Annotated in this window: 23 protein-coding genes and 1 riboswitch; of the genes, 5 read left to right on the top strand and 18 right to left on the bottom strand. The window is 48.5% G+C overall.

The window, feature by feature from the left end; translation table 11 throughout:
* Positions 1 to 69: 69 nt before the first annotated feature.
* A complete protein-coding gene (locus tag ESP131_RS14900; RefSeq protein WP_029342414.1) occupies positions 70 to 420 on the bottom strand; it encodes a HesB/IscA family protein in 351 nt (116 codons plus the stop codon).
* A 111-nt stretch (positions 421 to 531) separates the two neighbouring features.
* A riboswitch (FMN riboswitch) is annotated at positions 532 to 674 on the top strand.
* Positions 675 to 829: 155 nt separating this feature from the next.
* Between ESP131_RS14900 and ESP131_RS14905 the strand changes: the two genes are divergently transcribed.
* Positions 830 to 1,396 (top strand): ECF transporter S component, encoded by a 567-nt coding sequence (locus ESP131_RS14905; RefSeq protein WP_029342415.1) that lies wholly within the window; start codon positions 830 to 832, stop codon positions 1,394 to 1,396.
* 76 nt (positions 1,397 to 1,472) lie between these two features.
* On the opposite strand, the gene ESP131_RS14910 is transcribed toward ESP131_RS14905, so the two are convergent.
* Positions 1,473 to 1,706: a YuzB family protein gene (locus ESP131_RS14910; RefSeq protein WP_023469141.1), complete on the bottom strand. Its 234-nt coding sequence runs from the start codon at positions 1,704 to 1,706 to the stop codon at positions 1,473 to 1,475.
* 92 nt (positions 1,707 to 1,798) lie between these two features.
* Between ESP131_RS14910 and ESP131_RS14915 the strand changes: the two genes are divergently transcribed.
* Positions 1,799 to 2,851: an NAD(P)/FAD-dependent oxidoreductase gene (locus tag ESP131_RS14915; protein ID WP_029342416.1), complete on the top strand. Its 1,053-nt coding sequence runs from the start codon at positions 1,799 to 1,801 to the stop codon at positions 2,849 to 2,851.
* Positions 2,852 to 2,891: 40 nt separating this feature from the next.
* Here the strand turns inward: ESP131_RS14915 and ESP131_RS14920 are convergent, their stop codons facing one another.
* Positions 2,892 to 3,188 carry a DUF1462 family protein gene (locus tag ESP131_RS14920; protein ID WP_029342417.1) on the bottom strand — a complete coding sequence of 99 codons (297 nt, stop codon included), beginning with the start codon at positions 3,186 to 3,188 and terminating at the stop codon, positions 2,892 to 2,894.
* Between the two features lie 109 nt (positions 3,189 to 3,297).
* Between ESP131_RS14920 and ESP131_RS14925 the strand changes: the two genes are divergently transcribed.
* Positions 3,298 to 3,525, top strand: a complete 228-nt coding sequence (locus ESP131_RS14925; protein WP_012371190.1) for a NifU family protein — start codon at positions 3,298 to 3,300, stop codon at positions 3,523 to 3,525.
* A gap of 42 nt (positions 3,526 to 3,567) precedes the next feature.
* On the opposite strand, the gene ESP131_RS14930 is transcribed toward ESP131_RS14925, so the two are convergent.
* Together ESP131_RS14930 and ESP131_RS14935 are read right to left on the bottom strand one after the other, a co-directional pair.
* Positions 3,568 to 4,332, bottom strand: coding sequence for a TIGR01457 family HAD-type hydrolase (locus ESP131_RS14930; RefSeq protein WP_069940906.1), 765 nt, complete (start codon positions 4,330 to 4,332; stop codon positions 3,568 to 3,570).
* A 6-nt stretch (positions 4,333 to 4,338) separates the two neighbouring features.
* A complete protein-coding gene (locus ESP131_RS14935) occupies positions 4,339 to 4,782 on the bottom strand; it encodes a DUF86 domain-containing protein (RefSeq protein WP_029342419.1) in 444 nt (147 codons plus the stop codon).
* 151 nt (positions 4,783 to 4,933) lie between these two features.
* On the opposite strand from ESP131_RS14935, the gene glpX reads away from it, so the two are divergent.
* Positions 4,934 to 5,914, top strand: a complete 981-nt coding sequence (gene glpX, locus ESP131_RS14940; RefSeq protein ID WP_029342420.1) for a class II fructose-bisphosphatase — start codon at positions 4,934 to 4,936, stop codon at positions 5,912 to 5,914.
* Positions 5,915 to 5,949: 35 nt separating this feature from the next.
* Positions 5,950 to 6,225: a DUF3055 domain-containing protein gene (locus ESP131_RS14945; protein ID WP_034786088.1), complete on the top strand. Its 276-nt coding sequence runs from the start codon at positions 5,950 to 5,952 to the stop codon at positions 6,223 to 6,225.
* A 35-nt stretch (positions 6,226 to 6,260) separates the two neighbouring features.
* On the opposite strand, the gene ESP131_RS14950 is transcribed toward ESP131_RS14945, so the two are convergent.
* From ESP131_RS14950 to ESP131_RS15010, 13 genes are all read right to left on the bottom strand, one after another.
* Positions 6,261 to 6,707 (bottom strand): general stress protein, encoded by a 447-nt coding sequence (locus ESP131_RS14950; RefSeq protein ID WP_029342422.1) that lies wholly within the window; start codon positions 6,705 to 6,707, stop codon positions 6,261 to 6,263.
* Between the two features lie 86 nt (positions 6,708 to 6,793).
* A complete protein-coding gene (locus tag ESP131_RS14955) occupies positions 6,794 to 7,171 on the bottom strand; it encodes a YutD family protein (RefSeq protein WP_029342423.1) in 378 nt (125 codons plus the stop codon).
* 94 nt (positions 7,172 to 7,265) lie between these two features.
* Complete coding sequence (gene lipA, locus ESP131_RS14960; RefSeq protein WP_023469150.1) at positions 7,266 to 8,165, bottom strand: lipoyl synthase; 900 nt, start codon at positions 8,163 to 8,165, stop codon at positions 7,266 to 7,268.
* Between the two features lie 62 nt (positions 8,166 to 8,227).
* On the bottom strand, positions 8,228 to 9,529 hold the full coding sequence (locus tag ESP131_RS14965) for a bifunctional metallophosphatase/5'-nucleotidase (RefSeq protein ID WP_029342424.1): 1,302 nt from the start codon (positions 9,527 to 9,529) through the stop codon (positions 8,228 to 8,230).
* 21 nt (positions 9,530 to 9,550) lie between these two features.
* Complete coding sequence (locus ESP131_RS14970) at positions 9,551 to 10,393, bottom strand: DUF72 domain-containing protein (RefSeq protein ID WP_069940907.1); 843 nt, start codon at positions 10,391 to 10,393, stop codon at positions 9,551 to 9,553.
* A 167-nt stretch (positions 10,394 to 10,560) separates the two neighbouring features.
* Entirely contained in the window at positions 10,561 to 11,634 is a 1,074-nt protein-coding gene (locus tag ESP131_RS14975; RefSeq protein ID WP_069940908.1) for an acyltransferase, read from the bottom strand.
* 146 nt (positions 11,635 to 11,780) lie between these two features.
* Positions 11,781 to 12,332, bottom strand: coding sequence for a dihydrofolate reductase family protein (locus tag ESP131_RS14980; protein ID WP_069940909.1), 552 nt, complete (start codon positions 12,330 to 12,332; stop codon positions 11,781 to 11,783).
* Between the two features lie 85 nt (positions 12,333 to 12,417).
* Positions 12,418 to 13,815 (bottom strand): Fe-S cluster assembly protein SufB, encoded by a 1,398-nt coding sequence (gene sufB / locus ESP131_RS14985; RefSeq protein ID WP_023469154.1) that lies wholly within the window; start codon positions 13,813 to 13,815, stop codon positions 12,418 to 12,420.
* 36 nt (positions 13,816 to 13,851) lie between these two features.
* Positions 13,852 to 14,286: a Fe-S cluster assembly sulfur transfer protein SufU gene (gene sufU / locus ESP131_RS14990; protein WP_023469155.1), complete on the bottom strand. Its 435-nt coding sequence runs from the start codon at positions 14,284 to 14,286 to the stop codon at positions 13,852 to 13,854.
* Positions 14,276 to 15,499: a cysteine desulfurase gene (locus ESP131_RS14995; protein ID WP_035396382.1), complete on the bottom strand. Its 1,224-nt coding sequence runs from the start codon at positions 15,497 to 15,499 to the stop codon at positions 14,276 to 14,278. Before ESP131_RS14995 ends, sufU begins: the two co-directional genes overlap by 11 nt.
* 1 nt (position 15,500) lies before the next feature.
* Complete coding sequence (sufD, locus tag ESP131_RS15000; RefSeq protein WP_047393415.1) at positions 15,501 to 16,778, bottom strand: Fe-S cluster assembly protein SufD; 1,278 nt, start codon at positions 16,776 to 16,778, stop codon at positions 15,501 to 15,503.
* 18 nt (positions 16,779 to 16,796) lie between these two features.
* Entirely contained in the window at positions 16,797 to 17,582 is a 786-nt protein-coding gene (sufC, locus tag ESP131_RS15005; protein ID WP_023469158.1) for a Fe-S cluster assembly ATPase SufC, read from the bottom strand.
* Positions 17,583 to 17,715: 133 nt separating this feature from the next.
* Complete coding sequence (locus ESP131_RS15010) at positions 17,716 to 18,966, bottom strand: MDR family MFS transporter (protein ID WP_069940910.1); 1,251 nt, start codon at positions 18,964 to 18,966, stop codon at positions 17,716 to 17,718.
* Between the last annotated feature and the right edge of the window lie 23 nt (positions 18,967 to 18,989).

Here is an 18,989-nt window from a genome sequence, read left to right on the forward strand (position 1 = left end):
GAGTCAATGGAACAGGTCTCCTGTAGAAGGCAATAAAAAAATCGTGGACATCGTCCACGATTGGATTCATTAACAGCCACCCGGTGTCCCGGCATTCGTTGCCGTCCGGAACGATGTCCCGCAACCGCATGTTGCGATAGCATTCGGATTCGTGATCGTAAATCCGCCGCCGAGCATCGACTGCTTATAATCGATTTCCAGTCCTTTGACGACCGGATAATCTTTTTCGTCCACGATGACGGTCACGCCGTGCTGTTCGAAAACGAGATCCGTTTCTTTCTGTTGATCGAATCCCATTCCGTACGACAGACCACTACATCCACCACCTTGGACGAGCATCCGAAGATTCCGTTCATCTGCTGGTGCCTGCGCCATCATGTCCTGGACTTGTAACGCTGCTGCCTCCGTTAAATGGATCATGTCATCACCTTCCTTTTCTTTAGTATACGCAACTTTTGGGCGAATCGAAACCTAGTTGCTTGAAACTATCTTGAATTCGTTGTATAAATGGTATGTACAATAAAATAATCGTTCCATCTTCAGGGCAGGGTGAAATTCCCGACCGGCGGTAAACAACTCTTCTTGAGTTGAAGCCCGCGAGCGAATAGGGCGCTATTTGCTGATTCTGTGTAATTCAGGAGCCGACAGTATAGTCTGGATGGGAGAAGATGGCGGCATGAGCTTGAATTTGATCGATTTTTGCAACAATCGATTAGGTTTATTTAATGCGGACTTCTCCCCTGTTGATCTCATCAATAGGGGTTTCTTTATGGGCGCAGTCATGCCAATACTTCATCGAGAGGAACGAGCAAAAGGAGACAATACTCGTATGAAACGCACACAAAAAATGGTCACTCTGTCAATGTTAGGTTCAATCTCGTTTGTTCTTATGCTAATCAATTTTCCACTACCATTCTTACCGAACTATCTGAAGATCGATTTCAGTGATGTTCCTGCTCTCGTCGCAGCGATCATGTTCTCACCGGTTGCAGGCGTCATCGTCGAAGCATTGAAGAACGTGTTGTACTATATCTTCCGCGGAAGTGGTGTTCCGGTCGGAGAATTCGCGAACTTTGCTGCAGGCGTCGCATTCGTACTTCCTGTCAGCTGGTTCTACCACAAAAAGAAATCAACACAAGGTCTCGCAACTGGTCTCGTCGCTGGTACGATCACGATGGCACTTGGTCTTGCGATCCTCAACTATATCTTGATCCTGCCAGCGTATGCATGGTTCCTCGGTATGGACTACATGGCGGATCCAGCTGTCAAATGGACAGCGATCACAGCCGGTATCTTACCGTTTAACGTTATCAAGGCGTTGTTCATCTCGGCACTCTTCATTCCACTGTTCTTGAAACTAAGACCATGGATGATGCGCCGTCAACAATCTGCCTGATCCGAAAAGCTGCGCCCGCTGACGGACACGAATCCCCTCGTTCAGATGAACGAGGGGATTTTTTGGCTGTCTTTGTTTACAGCTCGTTCTCTTCGATTTTCAGGTAAATCTTCTCGAGCAACTCTTCCGGTGTTTCGCCTACGACAGTCTCACCATCGACGAGACAAAAATGGTCGAGCGAACAAATGCCACAATAGCCGAGGCAACCGTATTCGACGACGTCGACATTCGGATCACGTTCGAGTTGCTCCATGACGACCTGTGTACCAGCTGCTAAGTTACTGATACAAAATTCAATAATCGGATTCACTTTTTTTCCTCCTTCAAGCAGGAAACGACCTGCCTCATGTCGTATTATACAAGGTCAGACTGATTTAGGGGAACTAAGGGGGATTTTACGTTATGAAGCAATTGGTCGTACTCGGCGGAGGATATGGTGGAATGCGGATTTGTGAGCGGTTCAAGGACGAGGAAGTTGCCGTCACGCTCGTCGATCGTCTGCCATACCACGCACTCAAAACGGAATATTACGCACTCGCAGCAGGTACATTATCAGATCGGGATGTCCGGATTGAATTTCCGGAGGGGAAACATCTTACTTATAAATATGGACATGTCATCAAAATCTCACCGGAGACGAATACGGTCCACCTGCAGGACGGATCAGAATTATTTTATGATGACTTGATCATCGCTCTCGGTTGTGAGGATAAATACCACAACATTCCGGGTGCTCAAGAGTTTACATATAGCATCCAGACACTTGAAGAATCAAGGAAGACACAGCAAGCGATCTATGGCCTGTCACCGGGATCCGTCGTCTCGATCGTCGGTGCCGGTCTATCCGGTGTCGAACTTGCCAGTGAACTGCATGAGAGCCGGAAAGATTTAACGATCCGTCTGTTCGACCGCGGACCATCCGTCTTGTCGTTCTTATCCGACAAAGTCTCGTCTTACGTTCAAGAATGGTTCGAGGAGCATGACGTAGAGGTCATCAACAATTCGAACGTCACGCTCGTCACAGCGGACGACGTGCGAAATGGCGACGATACGTATCCATCCGACTTAACGATTTGGACGGCAGGTACGCAGCCGGTCAAGGTCGTTCGTGATCTCGGCTTTGCTGCGGATAGTGGTGGTCGTATCAAATTGACGGCACATCATCACGTACCAGAATACGATAACGTCTTCGTCATCGGTGATTGTGCCAGCTTACCGTATGCGCCAAGTGGTCAACTCGCAGAACATCAGGCAGAACAAGTCGTCGATGTCTTGCAAGCCAAGTGGCAAGGTAAAAAATTACCGAAGTTGCCAGAAATCAAACTGCGCGGGATGCTCGGATCACTCGGAAAATCAGACGGGTTCGGAATCGTCATGGGTAAACAGGCATTGACAGGAAAAGTCCCACGTCTCCTGAAGTCCGGTGTCTTATGGAAACACAAAAAGATTAAATGAGCAAAAGAGGTATCCGACTCGGGATACCTCTTTTTTTCGTTCACCCCGTTTGACTTAACTTCGCATCAATCGCCGCTGTGATCGTCTTTAGTTTGACGTACCCCTCGTCAATCATCTCGTCATCTAGAACAATCAACGGGTAAAAATAGACATCCTCTTTCAGCGCTTCCGTCCATTGATCCGCTGCAGCTGTCTCGAAATCGATATAACGTAACGTCATCGCTTGCTCATATTTCCGCCCAAGGACGGCTTGTAACCAGCTGAACGTCTCTTCCGAGCTGGGTGCCCCGACACAACTCGGACAAGTGACTGCTGTCCCATAAACCGTGATTTCCATCTTGAAGTCCCCCTTTTCAATTCACTCCTCTTTAGTATACAAGTTTTCCAGATTGAGAACATTTTTCAACCCTGTTACAATGAAACTATACGAAAGGATGTGTTTACGCATGGAAATGTTTGATCAAGTGAATGAAGTTCTTGAAAAATTGCGTCCGTTCCTTCTTCGTGATGGAGGAGACGTTGAACTCGTAGATGTAGAAGACGGAATCGTAAAACTCCGTTTGATGGGAGCTTGTGGTAGCTGCCCAAGTTCAACAATCACATTGAAGGCCGGTATCGAACGTGCCCTTCTTGAAGAAGTCGCTGGTGTCGTCGAAGTCGAACAAGTCTTCTAATACATGAAATCCCGAACGAATTCTCGTTCGGGATTTTTTGATTCACAGAATCCATTCAGCTAACGTATCGACCATATATGTCGGTTGACGATCCTGACCTTGAATGAAGACGGGTGTATGGACGCCAGAATTGACGTGCATCGTCCGGATGCCTCCATTGATTCCGAACAGAATATCCGTATGGTAGTTATCCCCGACCATGATGACGTTTTCTTTCGATAGACCAATCATCTCCGTTGCGATATCGACCATGACCGGTTCCGGTTTACCGATGAAGAACGGTTCCTTCTCCGTTGTCACGCGCAGGACAGACGTCAAGGCACCGTTACCTGGTAAGAAACCACGTTCTGTCGGAATCGCGATGTCACCATTCGTCGAGATGAAACGAGCACCAGCACGAATCGCAAGGGCACCGACAGCGAGTTTTTCATACGTGATCTGACGGTCGAGACCGATGACGACGTAGTCTGCCGCTTCGGTTGCGACGACGTCTAACCCTTCCCGTTCAAGCGCATCGATCAATCCTGTTTCTCCGATGGCATAGACGCGCGCTTTCGGTGATAGATCAGCGATATAACGACCAGTCGCCATCGCACTCGTCAAGACATGCTTCGCATCAGAATGAACACCCATCCCGCGTAATTTCTCCGCGACAGCTTCTGCCGTCATCGACGCATTATTCGTCACGAACAAATACGGAATCCCTTCTGCTTGCAGACGATTGACGAAATCGACCGCTTCTTTTACCGGTTCCGTTCCGTTGTACATCGTTCCATCTAAATCAAATAAATAGCCTTTTGCCTTCATCCTGACTCACTCCTCGTTTGGTAAAAATGCAGACACCGGTCCGAGTTCTGTCTCGATATACCGGCGAATCGCTTCTGGGAAACGACGTAGTTCTGCTTCCTCTGTCTCTAGTACCGCCCGAATCTCTGCCATACTCGACTCTGTGAATGACCGGACGATCAACGTACGTAATGCAACAAGCTTCTTCAGACTCGTCGCGAGCGGTCCATCGATCACCTTCTCATCTTCTAAAATGAGGATGATATCTTCATAACTTCCCGGATCCCGCATGATGAATCCATCAATCATACTGTTTCCGATGTCGATGACACTCTCGATGACTAAAAAACCGATTCGCTCCATAGCCAGTGCTGTCGTCACCGGATCCCCCGTAACTTCCTTACTTTGTCGAAGTGCCGTCTCATAACAGACGACCGTCTCTTCGATTTTTTGACGATTGACGAAATACATCTTCATTCCCCCTCACATCCTCCATTTTATCGTTATCCGGCAATCCTGAAAAGCAGAAAGGTCATTTGCATCACATTCCCCAATGTGTTATACTCAATTTAGATTTTTGCTGAAAATAGTATGTCACATTGGTGACGTGGAGGTTATATACATGGAACGGGAACTCGCACTGGAAATCGTACGCGCTACGGAAGCAGCAGCACTAGCTTCTGCTCAATGGATTGGTCGCGGTAAGAAAAATGAAGCGGATGATGCAGCAACGACTGCAATGCGCGAAGTCTTGAACACGGTCAACATGAACGGAACGGTCGTCATCGGTGAAGGCGAACTCGACGAAGCACCGATGCTTTTCATCGGCGAACGTGTCGGAACAGCAAACGGTCCAATCGTTGACATCGCGGTCGACCCACTCGAAGGTACGAACATCGTTGCCAAAGGTCTCGGTAATGCGATGGTCGTCATCGCCGTCGCCGATCAAGGTGCCCTGCTCCACGCACCCGATATGTATATGGATAAATTAACAGTTGGACCAAACTTAAAAGGGCACGTCTCGCTCGACGATCCACTTGAAGTCATTATTGAAAAAGCAGCTCAATACAACAATAAACGGATTGAGGACGTCACGGTCATCATGCAGGATCGCCCGCGTCACGATCACTTCCGCGAAGCTGCAATGCGAATGGGCGCACGGGTTCGTCTGTTTGAAGACGGTGATGTCTCAGCTGGAATCGCACCACTCTCTCCTGCGACAGGAATCGATATCTTCATCGGCACAGGCGGTGCGCCTGAAGGTGTCATCACGGCTGCTGCGGTCAAAGCGATGGGTGGCGACATGCAAGCCCGCTTACACCCGATGAACGAAGAAGAAACCGCTCGCGTCATCCGGATGGGACTTGAAGATCCGCTTCAACTCTTAACACTCGACGACCTGATCAAAAGCGACGACTGCATTTTTGCTGCAACAGGCGTCACGACAGGCGAAATGCTCGATGGCGTGAAGTTCTTGACGGATGATATCGTTGAAACGACATCCCTCGTCATGCGTTCGAAAACACGGACAATCCGAAAAGTTATCGCCGAGCATAGCTTATCTCGTAAACCGTACTTGCAAAAAGTCCCCCAAACCCTTTAATCTGAAACAGACGTTAGGGAAATGAGGGAAGCTTGATGATGGAAGAACGTGATTTTTTATATGATGATGTCGAACAAACGAAGACACGCTTCGTCAGTTGGATTGGAGAAGCAAGCCGGTTTGATCTCGCCATCACGCATTCGGAACATTTTTACGGTAAGATTCTCGTCTTGAATCTTCTATCGAATCGGTTTGCAATCATTGGTGCGGATGATTTCGATGAACCAGGCTACATCGCGACGGCGTTTGACGTCGAAGACGATGCGGCAACGGAACTCGAGATGTATCTGCGCGCTTATATCGGTCTATGAAAACAGCCTTCGTCCGCGGACGAAGGCTGTTTGTCTTATAAGAGACGATCGTTTCGTTCATTTAGTGTGTTTGGTCCGCTAAAGACATTCGTATTGTCTGACTCGTCATGGGCACGGCGTTCTGAATGCTGATCCGCTTCATCACCGACGAGCAATACGAATTGACCACTTTCGACCGCGTGATTCGCACGATCGACGTCTTCCTTCGTCAAGCCACTTCCATGAATCGCGTCTCCATGAGAAGCTGTGTCATCTTTTTTGAAGATGCTCTTGATTTCCTGCCAGAGATTACGATGATCTTCCTGCGACAAACGTGTTGACGTCTGTTGGTTGTTTAGATCCGCCAATTCCTCGATTTGTTCAAGATCGTATTTGTCGTGTGCTAAAACTTTTAAATCAGTCGAGACGACACCGGCAACACGGAGATCGTGCACGGCACTAACAACTTCTGGTACGGATGAGTAAATTCCAACGATTCGCATGGATAGTTCCCCCTATTAGGTACGTGATACTTATAGTAATAGCCGAATTCCGTCCACTAGAAACGCTTTTCTGTATGACAGTTTGATTACTCGCCTTCCGTCTTCTCTGGTGCAGGTGCGAACTTCCGTTTCAACTTCAACGTATTGGATGAAGAACCGTCGAAGCGAGGTGGTGCTTCTTCTCCTTCTACCAATCCGATCTTCTTGACGATGAAGTAGGCACATCCGAAGTTACAGTATTCGTAGAGATAATCCGCCACATGCGAAATCTTCGTATCAAATGTTGCTTTCTCGTGTTGATCCTCATAGAAGCCACGTAGCCGTAATTGACCGTGCCCCCAGTCCCCGACGATATAATCATATTTCTCAAGGACATCGCTAAAACGACCGATGAAGGCTTCCTCATTAAAACCTTCGCGCTTCTCTTCGACGACCTCATAACGTTCCCGATTGACTTGTATCATTATTCCCACCTCCTGCTGTTCTTATCATAGCATATTCCATTTCGCCTGGCAGACGAAAAACCGTCCGAGCAACTGCTCGAACGGTTTTTGATCATTAGTCGATCGGAAGTGCTGTTTTATTCTTTTTCGCTGCGTTGACTTGCTCATCCGCGTGGTACGACGAACGAACGAGTGGACCTGCCTCACAGTGCGAGAACCCTTTGCTGAGGGCAATCTGCTTCAGTTCAGCAAACTCTTGTGGTGTATAGTATTTGATGACGTCGAGGTGTTTTTTCGTTGGTTGGAGATACTGACCGATCGTCATGATATCGACGTTATTCGCACGGAGATCATCCATCGTTTCAAGAATCTCTTCCCATGTCTCACCAAGACCAAGCATCAAGCTCGACTTCGTTGGAATTTCAGGTGCGAGTTCCTTCGAACGACGAAGGAATTCAAGCGTCCGGTCGTAAGTGGCTTTCGCACGAACGGTCGGTGTTAGACGGCGGACCGTCTCGATGTTGTGGTTCATGATGTCTGGCTGTGCATCAATCAGCGTTTTTAATGCTTCGAAGTTCCCTCCCATATCTGAAGGCAAGACTTCGATTGATGTTTCTGGATTCATCCGACGGACTTCACGGACCGTCTCCGCATAAACGCCTGCTCCGAAATCATTCAGATCGTCGCGTGCGACCGCTGTGATGACCGCGTGCTTCAAGTTCATCAAACGGACGGATTCCGCGACACGTTTTGGTTCTTCGAGATCAAGTTCGTTTGGACGTCCTGTCGTCACGGCGCAAAAACGGCACGCACGTGTGCAGATACTTCCGAGAATCATGAACGTCGCCGTCCGGCGTACCGCCCAACACTCGTGGATATTCGGACACTTTGCTTCCTCACAGACAGTATGTAGCTTTTTCTCGCGCATCATACTTTTTAATTCTGTGTAGGTTTCATTCGTATTCAGCTTGATTTTCAACCATTCCGGTTTACGTTGGATTTCTCCGCGTCCCATGGTTTCGCTTCCCCCTTCATCCCCAAAAAGTCAATTAATGTCTGCTTTAGTATAACAAACAATCAGCGTTTGCGAACATGCAATTCATTATATTCCGACTTCTCCGATAAGCGTTCGAACAACAAATCCCGTAACAATTCCGGCATGAAGTATTCTTTTGGCATCTCTTTGATTGCTGGGAAGAGTGGACCGAATGTGAACATATCCGGCAATACGACCGTGTAGTTTCGCGTTGGCTCAAGCGGTTGATGTGCCGCCAAACCAGCATAATGCATCCGCCCCATCAACTTACCCCGGAAACCGAGACCACGAACCTTCAGTTGTTCGAACTGATCTGTCTTGACTTCATCGAGGAAGGTTTGGACTTCCGCACCGGTCATCGTCACCTTACAAGGGTTGATCGGGTGCGGACAGAGTCGATGTAAATCAAAGGCAGAGACAGGACCTGGTGGAAGTGACCCAAGCAGAATACCGGCTGGAACACATGCGATATCCGCGTCACACCAGTCGCGCATCGTCTCGACAAGCAATTGCGAGAACGGCGACTCGCTGAACCAATCATTGGCTAGACCCGCTGTCTCGCCAATCGGCTCCTTCATTTGTTGTTCTGCGAGATACTGTTCCCGGTCGAGTAGTTTCGCTGTCGCTTCATCTTCGACGTAATCGTGTAAGGAGTGAAGAACCGCTTCCTTCTCACCCGTATCCGTATTCATGTAGATCTCACCTGCATATTGACCGTGTTTCCCCGCTTGCGTGATCAAGACACCGTTCTTGACGACACCGTCATCGAGGACATGATGCGTATGCGCACCAATGATTAAATCGAGCTCCGGAAAACGCATTGCCAGTTCTTCGTCTTGATAAAAACCAAGATGACTTAAACAAATCAAGACGTCAACTTCTTGACGCAACCGCTCGATTTCACGCGCTGCAACGTCAAACGGTTCTTCGATCGTCCAACCAAGTAAACCGTAAAGTTCGATATAAGGTGCCGTCAGACCGAAGACACCGACTTTACCGGTCGGTAATTCGTGAATGACACCTTGCTTCGCAAACGGTGCTTCTAAATTCGAGACGAGAACCGGAAAGTCCGCTTCCGTGTAGAGATCTGCTAACCAGTCGTGTGGAAAGGTGATGCCTTCATTGTTCCCGATCGTCACGGCAGTTGGCATCAACGCATTCAATAGATGTGTATTGATCTTTCCTTTTGTCGCTTCCGTCGCTGGATCGACGCGGTCAGCATGATCGCCGAGATCAAAAACGAGCGAATCATACGTCCGGTGTTCCTTGACGAAGGACATGTAGCGAGGCCACATGTCGAAGTGTGAGTGCAAATCATTATAGTGAATGATGTGTAACTTCATGCAGAAGCCCCCCTTGATGATTTAAAACAAAGAGATTTGTCGCGGCGCGAGTTCATAGTCGAGATCGAGAATCTCGATTAATCGTTTCGCATTCGGGGCAGCATCTCCTGCTGAGTTGTTATTGAAGAAAACATAGACATCCTTTGCTTCCGCCGCCACGTTTCGGATGTGACTTGCGAGTTCCTGTAACTCGTCTTCCGAGTAACGGTAGAGACAGCGGACTTTACGCCAATCGTCACTACTTTGACCTGGTTTCTTTAACCAGCCGGCTTTATTTCGTCCGTGGAGACGAATGAATGCCGTCTCCTGCGTCACGACTGGTACGAACGGTACGGAACCGTCTTCCGTCTGCGGTTCATCACAAATCGTATGAATGAACTGATGTTCCTTCAGAAAACGGAGTGTCCGCTCACGATAAGCATCTGAATACCACGATGGATTTCGGAATTCGATTGCGACTGGCAGTCCGGCAAGTGATTTTCGGATCGTTTGCAAATACTCTAAGTGCAGTTTACTAACATCGAACCAGGGTGGCAGTTGCACGAGAATCGCGGCAATCTTTCCACTCTTTCGCATCGGTTCGATCGACGCGATATATTGTTCAAAAATCGGACCGAGTGGATCTTTGTTTTCCCGGTCGTGCCCACTCATCGCCCGGTGGACCTTGACGATGAAGCGGAAACTATCCGGTGTCTCGGATACCCATTTCTCGTAGTTTCGTTCCGGTTGAATCGCATAGAATGTCGAGTCGACCTCGACTGCTGGAAAATGCCCGGCATAGGCAGCCAGTTTCTCTTTACGATCTTGCGGGGTCAAGTAGAGGCTATCATGATCTCCCCAGCCTGTGACACCGATATATATCATGCTCTCCTCCCCCTTACGTGTACTATTCTACCTATTCATCATAGCATAGCAGAATCCGGGATTTCTTCTTCAATGCTTCCTAAGCAAACACTCTTTTTTCAGAAAAAGACACCCCTCTCCTCCCTACTCATGTAGGAAGGAAAAGGATGCCTAGTCAATCGTTCTTATCATGAAGCAGTAGACTGTGCCTCGACCATTTTCGGAGCAGGCGCTCTTCGTTTTGGAACCGGAACGATATAGTTTCCGTACGGCAAAAGACTGATCACATAAGAGACAAAAATCGAAGCCGTAAGTGTGACGATCATCGCACAAATGAACATACTCGCAGAGTCGAAGTAAGCGAAGAGATCCGTCCGACCAATTCCGCGGATGACGAGCGGATGAATTAGATAGATGCCCATCGAATGCGTTCCGATCGTCTGGAAGATGCGCATCGCTGTCGCATCCATCCGGACACGACGGAAGACGTAGTTCAAGACGACGAGAACGAACGGGATGTACACAAGGTTCGAAATGTTCGTCGACGTGTACGTCCGTTCTAAATCAATGCTGACCCAGATATCAAGGATGATCAAGCCACTGATCAGCAATAAGATTGTCCGATGACGCTTTAGAATCTGTTGAATCTCTTCATAATAGACGGCATATGTAATTCCCATCATGAAATAGGCAATCCAATTGAGTAAGAAAGAACGGCTATTGACGAGTCGATCAAGAAACGCGATGTCTGTCGTTAAGCTTCCTGAAGTCAGCCAGAAGTAGTTGACGCCCATCGCCACAACTGTTGCGACAAGTAGCAATGTTCCTTTCTTAAGTCGTGCAAGTACCGGAAATACGACATAAAACTGAAGTACCGTCAAAATGAAATACAGATGGAAGTTCGCCGTTCCATAGAGGAAGTAATCTGATAGCGGCATACCTGGTTTTAGACTATCTTCTACATGATAACGATACACGAGGTAGATCGTGCTCCAAATCAGATAAGGAATAAAGATCTTAGAGAAACGTGACTTGACGAATGTTCCAAAATCGAATCCTTTGCGCTGGACCATCGACATCAACAGAAACGCACTGATGATAGCAAAAATTGGCGTACCGATTCGAGAAAATTGATCGATGTAACCAATCGCTTCATTTTCGAATTCCCCTTTCGAATGATACAGACCTGCGATGACATGGACAGCAACGACCATGATTGCCGCAATCGATCGAATGACAGGAATTTCTTGATAAAATTTCATTTTTTCACACCTTAATCATGTTTATATATTTTTTCACAAAAGTTATTATAATCTATTTTCGTCCAAATTAAATGATAATATCCAAATTTTATCGGATGTAACAAAAAAGAATCCCTTTTGAAATAAGAGACTCTTTTTTGTGAAGACTAGGTTTTTTCGTAAGCTAACGCGAGACATCCGGAAGCAAAGACGCGTGTTTCGACTAAGCGTAGCGCCTCTGGTTGATCAAACACCGGAAACATCCGTTTCCCACCGCCGAGCAGGATCGGGTAAATCACGACATGATAACGGTCGATGAGTCCGAGCTTGACCGCTTCAGCAGCAAGCGTCGCCCCACCGATCGCAATCTGTTTTCCAGGCAATGCTTTTAATGCTTGAAGTTCTTCGGCAAGGGACTTAGTCGCTAGACGTGCATTTCCTGTGACGGAATCAAGCGTCCGCGAGAAGACGACCTTCTCAAGCGCCTGCCAGGTTTTCGCATACTCAACGATAATCGGCTCTTCTTCCTGATCCGCTGTCTCCCAGTATTGCATCATCTCGTACAAACGACGTCCGTAGACATGGGTATCAAACGCTTTCTCATAGTCATTGAAATACTGATGTAATTCTGCGTCCGGTGAAGCGAAATCGATCCTGCCTGACGCATCTTCGATATAACCGTCAAGCGAGACTTGAAAGGAATAGACGATGTCACGCATAGTAATCCCTCCTTTTTCACTCTTTACCCCAATAACCATTTCATGAAAAAAACTCTCTCATCCGTAGATGAGAGAGTACGACGAATTATCCGATTGAACCTTCCATCTCAAACTTGATGAGACGGTTCATTTCGACCGCATATTCCATTGGGAGTTCTTTTGTGAATGGCTCGATGAAGCCCATGACGATCATTTCCGTTGCTTCCTCTTGTGAGATCCCGCGGCTCATGAGGTAGAACAATTGTTCTTCCGAGACCTTCGAGACTTTCGCTTCGTGCTCGAGCGAAATGTTATCGTTGAGGATTTCGTTGTACGGAATCGTATCCGACGTCGATTGGTTATCCATGATGAGCGTATCACATTCGATGTTCGAACGTGCGCCTGTCGCTTTACGTCCGAAGTGAACGATACCGCGGTACGTGACTTTACCACCGTGTTTTGAGATCGACTTCGAGACGATCGTCGACGATGTGTTCGGTGCTAAGTGAATCATTTTCGCACCCGCATCTTGGTGTTGACCTTTACCAGCGATTGCGATTGACAATGTCATACCACGTGAACCTTCACCTTTGAGGATGACGGCTGGGTATTTCATCGTCAGTTTCGAACCGATGTTACCATCGACCCATTCCATCGTTGCGCCAGCTTCACAGATCGCACGCTTCGTAACGAGGTTGTAGACGTTGTTCGCCCAGTTTTGGATTGTCGTGTAACGGCAGTAAGCGTTTTTGTTGATGAAGATCTCAACGACCGCTGAGTGAAGCGAGTTCGTCGTGTAGACCGGTGCTGTACATCCTTCGACGTAGTGAACCGATGCTTCGTCATCAACGATGATCAACGTCCGCTCGAATTGACCCATGTTTTCCGAGTTAATGCGGAAGTAGGCTTGAAGCGGCGTGTCGACTTTAACACCTTTTGGTACGTAGATGAACGATCCACCTGACCAGACCGCTGTGTTCAAAGCTGCGAACTTGTTGTCTGTTGGCGGGATCAATTTCCCGAAGTACTCACGGAAAATATCTTCGTTCTCTTTTAACGCTGTATCTGTATCTTTGAAGACGACACCGATTTCTTCGAGGTCTTCTTTCATGTTGTGGTAGACAACCTCTGACTCGTACTGAGCCGAGACACCTGCCAAGTATTTTTGCTCTGCTTCTGGAATACCGAGTTTGTCAAACGTACGTTTGATTTCTTCTGGTACTTCATCCCACGATTTCTCTGCTCGTTCAGACGGCTTGACGTAATACGTGATGTCGTCGAAGTTCAATTCTGAGAGATCGCCACCCCACGCTGGCATTGCTTGTTCGTTGAAGATCTTGAGTGATTTCAAACGGAAATCAAGCATCCATTGTGGTTCTTCCTTCATTTTCGAGATCGTTTCGACGACTTCAGTCGTCAAGCCGCGTCCAGAACGGAAGATCGAGATATCGCGATCGTGGAAACCATATTTATAATCGCCAATTTCCGGCATGTTCTTTGCCATGTTCATTTCCTCCTCTTACTTGCTTGTGACCGAAGTTTACTTCCCTTCTTCTACGCCGCGTTCGAGCGCCTTCCAGGCAAGTGTCGCACATTTGATCCGTGCCGGGAATTTCGTGACACCCGAGAGTGCCTCGACGTCCCCGAGGTCGAACGATTCGTCGTCATAGTCTTTTCCTTGGACCATGTCCGAAAAGATATCCGCGAGTCGTAAGGCTTCTTCGATAGTCTTACCTTTGACGAGTTGCGTCATCATTGAAGCAGACGCCATGCTGATCGAGCAGCCCTCCCCGTCAAATTTCGCATCACGGACGACATCGTCTTCAATCGCGAGCTGGAGACGAATCGTATCGCCACACGTCGGATTGTTCATGTCGATTGTGACGCCCCCCTCGATCGCACCGCGATTTCGGGGAGTTTTATAATGATCCATGATCACTTGACGATACAAGTGATCGAGATTGTTAAAATCCATGACTGAAATACTCCTTCGTTTGGCGAAGTCCTGTCACGAGTGCGTCAACCTCTTCTTTCGTGTTGTAGAGATAGAAGCTAGCGCGAGCCGTCGAGCTCGCTCCGAGCCAACGCATCAAGGGCTGTGCACAATGGTGACCGGCGCGAACCGCGATTCCTTGCATATCAAGGACGGTTGCGACGTCATGTGCATGGACATCACCGAGATTGAACGTGACGAGTCCGACGCGTTCTTCCGGACCGTAGATCGTGAGTCCGTCGATGTCACGCATTTGTGCCATCGCGTACTGCGCGAGTTCACGTTCGTGTGCTTCGACGTTCTCTAGACCAATCTCTTCTAAGAAATCAATCGCTGCTGATAAACCAACGGCACCAGCGATGATTGGTGTACCCGCTTCGAAACGATATGGAGACGGTTTGAACGTCGACTCTTCAAGACCGACGTAATCAATCATCTCACCACCGAATTCGACTGGTTCCATCGCATTGAGTAATGCCTTTTTCCCGTAAAGGACACCAACGCCTGTTGGACCACACATCTTGTGTGCGGAGAAGGCGAGGAAGTCACAATCGAGATCCGTGACATTGATTCGTTGGTGCGGTGCACTTTGCGCTGCATCGACGACCATGACGGCACCACGAGCGTGTGCAAGACGAGCGACTTCTTTGATCGGATTGATTGTACCGAGGACGTTCGAGACATGTGCCATCGCGACGATCTTCGTCCGGTCGGACAGTTGTGCTTCGACTGCTTCGACCGTCACGCGACCATCCGCTGTCAAATCAACGTATTTCAACTTCGCTTTTTTGCGTTTAGCGACTTGTTGCCACGGAATGAGATTCGCATGGTGTTCGAGGTACGTGACGACGATCTCGTCGCCTTCTTCGACATGCTCCATGCCGTAGCTTGACGCGACGATGTTAATCGCCGTCGTCGTGCCGCGGGTAAAGATAATTTCTTCATGGTGTTGCGCCTGGATGAAACGACGAACGTTCTCACGCGCACCTTCGTACGCATCCGTCGCTCGTGTTCCGAGCGTATGGACGCCACGGTGCACATTCGAATGAATCGTCTTATAGTAGTCGTCAATCGCGTTGATGACGACGAGCGGCTTCTGCGAAGAGGCCGCACTATCGAGATAGACGAGTTTCCGGTCGTTGACCTGTTGGTCGAGGATCGGAAACTGATTGCGGATGGATGCATCGATTCCCATATTAGTTTACTTTCCCTTCGATGACTTGAACGAGACGTTCTTTCACCGAGTCAATCGCAAGTTCCGAGACGACTGGCTGGAGGAATCCGTGAACGACGAGGCGTTCTGCTTCCTTCCGTGAAAGGCCACGGCTCATCAAGTAGTAGAGTTGTAGTTCATCGACACGACCGACAGATGCCGCGTGTCCTGCCATGACGTCATCCTCATCGATCAAGAGGATCGGGTTCGCATCACCACGTGCCTTTTCAGACAACATGAGGACACGTTCCGTTTGAACGCCGTTTGATTTTGAAGCACCGTGATGGATCATCGACGTTCCGTTGAAGATCGATGTTGCTGAATCTTTTTGGACACCGTGGATCAAGATGAAACCTTCTGATCCTTTACCGAAGTGATCCGTCCGGACGTTGAAGTTTTGTTTTTGCTCTCCACGACCGACCGTAACGGCTTTCGTATCTGAGAACGAATCGTTTCCGACGAGATGTGTTTTTGTTTCTGTGACCGTGTGACCGTCATTCATGTGACCGAGTGCCCATTCAAGCTTCGCGCCTTGTTTGACGACACCACGACGGTTCATATACGTGATCGCACCCTTAGATAGCGTATCGACACCACCGAAGAGAACTTTTGCGTTGTCTTCGACGAAGACTTCTGTGACGACGTTGACGTTATGCGCTTCGTCCCCGTAAGAGACGAAGTTTTCGATATACGTCAATTCGCTATCAGCATCTGCGACGATGATCGCGTGATGGTAAAGCGCTGCGCCTGATTGCTCAAGCGTATAGATCGCTTGCATCGGTACAGAAAGCTTGACGCCTTTTGGTACATAGAGGAACGTACCGCCGTTACGAAGTGCCGCGTTTAATGCCGCAAGACGATCTTCGTTGACTTGAACACCTTCCGTCATGAAGTACTTCTCGACGAGTTCCGGATGTTGTTTTAATGCGTCTTCGAGCGTCGTGAAGATGACGCCGTTCGCCGCTTCACTGTTTTGCGCATGGACGAGTTGTCCGTTACGCGTGACGAGCATGTGATCACGGTTTTCGCCGATCAATGCTTCGATATCTGAAGAAAGACCAGTGACGGTTTCGAGTTCCGTCGTACCTTCTGTGAAGTTCCAGCCTTCGATCTTGATTTTTTCTACTTTTGGCAATGCGAGCGTTGGGGCAAGATCAAGCGCGTCTTGACGCTTTGCGACCATCCAAGATGGTTCCCCTAAGCGAGTCGCACGTTCTGCCACTGCCTCGCGATTTACTGCAAGATTCAGTTCTACAGTCATCATGCTTCCTCCCTCGTCTTACGCTTTTGTTTCGATTTCGACGTCTTCGATGCCGAGTTCTTTTTTAACCCAGTCATAACCTTCTGCTTCGAGACGGTGTGCGAGTTCTTTACCACCAGACATGACGATTTTTCCGCCCATCATGATGTGGATGAAGTCTGGCTCGATATAGTTCAAGAGACGTTGGTAGTGCGTGATGATCAAGCAACCGAATTCAGGTGAACGCATTTCGTTGACACCTTTTGCGACGACTTTCAATGCATCGATATCAAGACCTGAATCGATTTCATCAAGAATCGCGATTGCTGGTTTAAGCATCATCATTTGAAGAATTTCGTTACGTTTCTTTTCTCCACCAGAGAAACCTTCGTTGAGGTAACGGTGTGCCATTTCTGAAGGCATCTCGAGAAGACCCATTTGTGAATCAAGCTCACGGATGAACTTCATGAGTGAGATTTCATCGCCTTCTTCGCGGCGCGAGTTGATCGCTGAACGAAGGAAGTCTGAGTTCGTGACACCACTGATTTCACTTGGGTACTGCATTGCGAGGAACATACCCGCTTGTGCGCGCTCATCGACTTCCATGTCGAGGACGTCTTCGCCGTCGAGTGTGACTGAACCAGATGTCACTTCGTACGATGGGTGACCCATCAATGCTGATGCGAGTGTTGATTTACCTGTCCCGTTTGGTCCCATGACCGCGTGGATTTCCCCGCCTTTGATTTCCAAGTTGACGCCTTTCAAGATTTCCTTGCCGTCGATCGCGACGTGTAGATCTTCAATCTTCAAGTGTGAAGCCTTCATGTTAGAATCCCTCCATCTATTCATTTCGTGACTGACGATTCAGAACACGAGCGTTACTAATTTAGTATCATTCTAATCTTAAAGAAACATGGCGTATTATTCAAGCGTCATCGCTCGCTGATTTTTCTCAAAATCATGCGTTTTGTTGAGAATCATTCGAAAGTTTCACCGGTTCCTCCAGTTCCTCGATCGTCGAACCCCGATGAATCCGTTGTGACAGTAAGAGTAGTGGTATTCCGAATAATGTCAAGCCCGCTAATATCCCGAAAATCGGTAACGGACGGTCCGCTCCATATAAACTTAACAAATGTCCTCCAGCGATCGGACCGATGGATTGTCCGATCGACGTCAAGCCCATCGCCCCGAAATAACTGCCCCGTAATTCCGGTTTGGCAAACCGATCGGTCAAGATGTCGGTCATCGTGAACATCATGACTTCCCCGCACGTGAAGATAACCATCGCGACAACCATCAGCCAAATTGAACTCACATTACCGATGATGAACAATCCGATCGCAACTGTCGCAATCCCGGTCGTGATCGAGACGAGCGGTGACGTTTTGACACCGAACTTCATGATCGGATATTGGACGATCAAGACGGTGATCGCATTGATCGTGATCAAGATCGCATAGAGTGTCTTTCCGCCTTCAAGCAGTGACGTCTCCGTCAAGAACTGTGGCAAGGTCGAGTTGAACTGGCTGTAACCAAAGACCCCGAAGATAATGCCGGCGAGTGCGAGTGTAAAGGCGATGTCCGTCCGTAACAGACGAACCGTCGCTCCGAACGAGACCTTCTTGCCACCGTGCGTCTCGGTGATCGGATGGCGTTTGAATAAGAATCCAATCATCACCCCGTATACGATATAGACGAACGCCGTGATGTAAAACGTCGCGGACGTGTTCCCCGCACTCAGCAGTAAGGCGATTCCCGGCCCGATCGCTGCTGCGATGTTGATCATCGCGTAACGGATATTGAAGACGAACAATCGGTTCGCTTCGTCCGTCGTATCACTGATCAAGGCACGAGCGGATGGCTCAAAAATCGAGCGACAGACACCATTCAAGGCACTGAGGATAAAGAACGCCCAAAATGTCTCGACTTGTGCCAGTGCGATGAAGACGATCGCAAACCCAATCGTTCCGGCGAGCATCATCGCCCGTCGTCCATACCGGTCCGACAATGTACCACCGATGAAGCTCATGACGAGACTCGCGATCGCTGAGATACTGAGGACCCAGCCGACATCGATCGGGTCAAACTTCAGGACGGTCGTCATGTAGATGGCGAAGAACGGCATCGTGATGAATGTTCCGAGACGCGAGAAAAACGTTCCAAACAAGACCCCGAGTGTCAACGGATGCAGTTGACGAATGCGTTGCATATGATTCCCCCTAACCCCTGTTT

It is taken from the genome of Exiguobacterium sp. U13-1, from assembly GCF_001750115.1.
GTDB classification, from domain to species: domain Bacteria; phylum Bacillota; class Bacilli; order Exiguobacteriales; family Exiguobacteriaceae; genus Exiguobacterium_A; species Exiguobacterium_A acetylicum.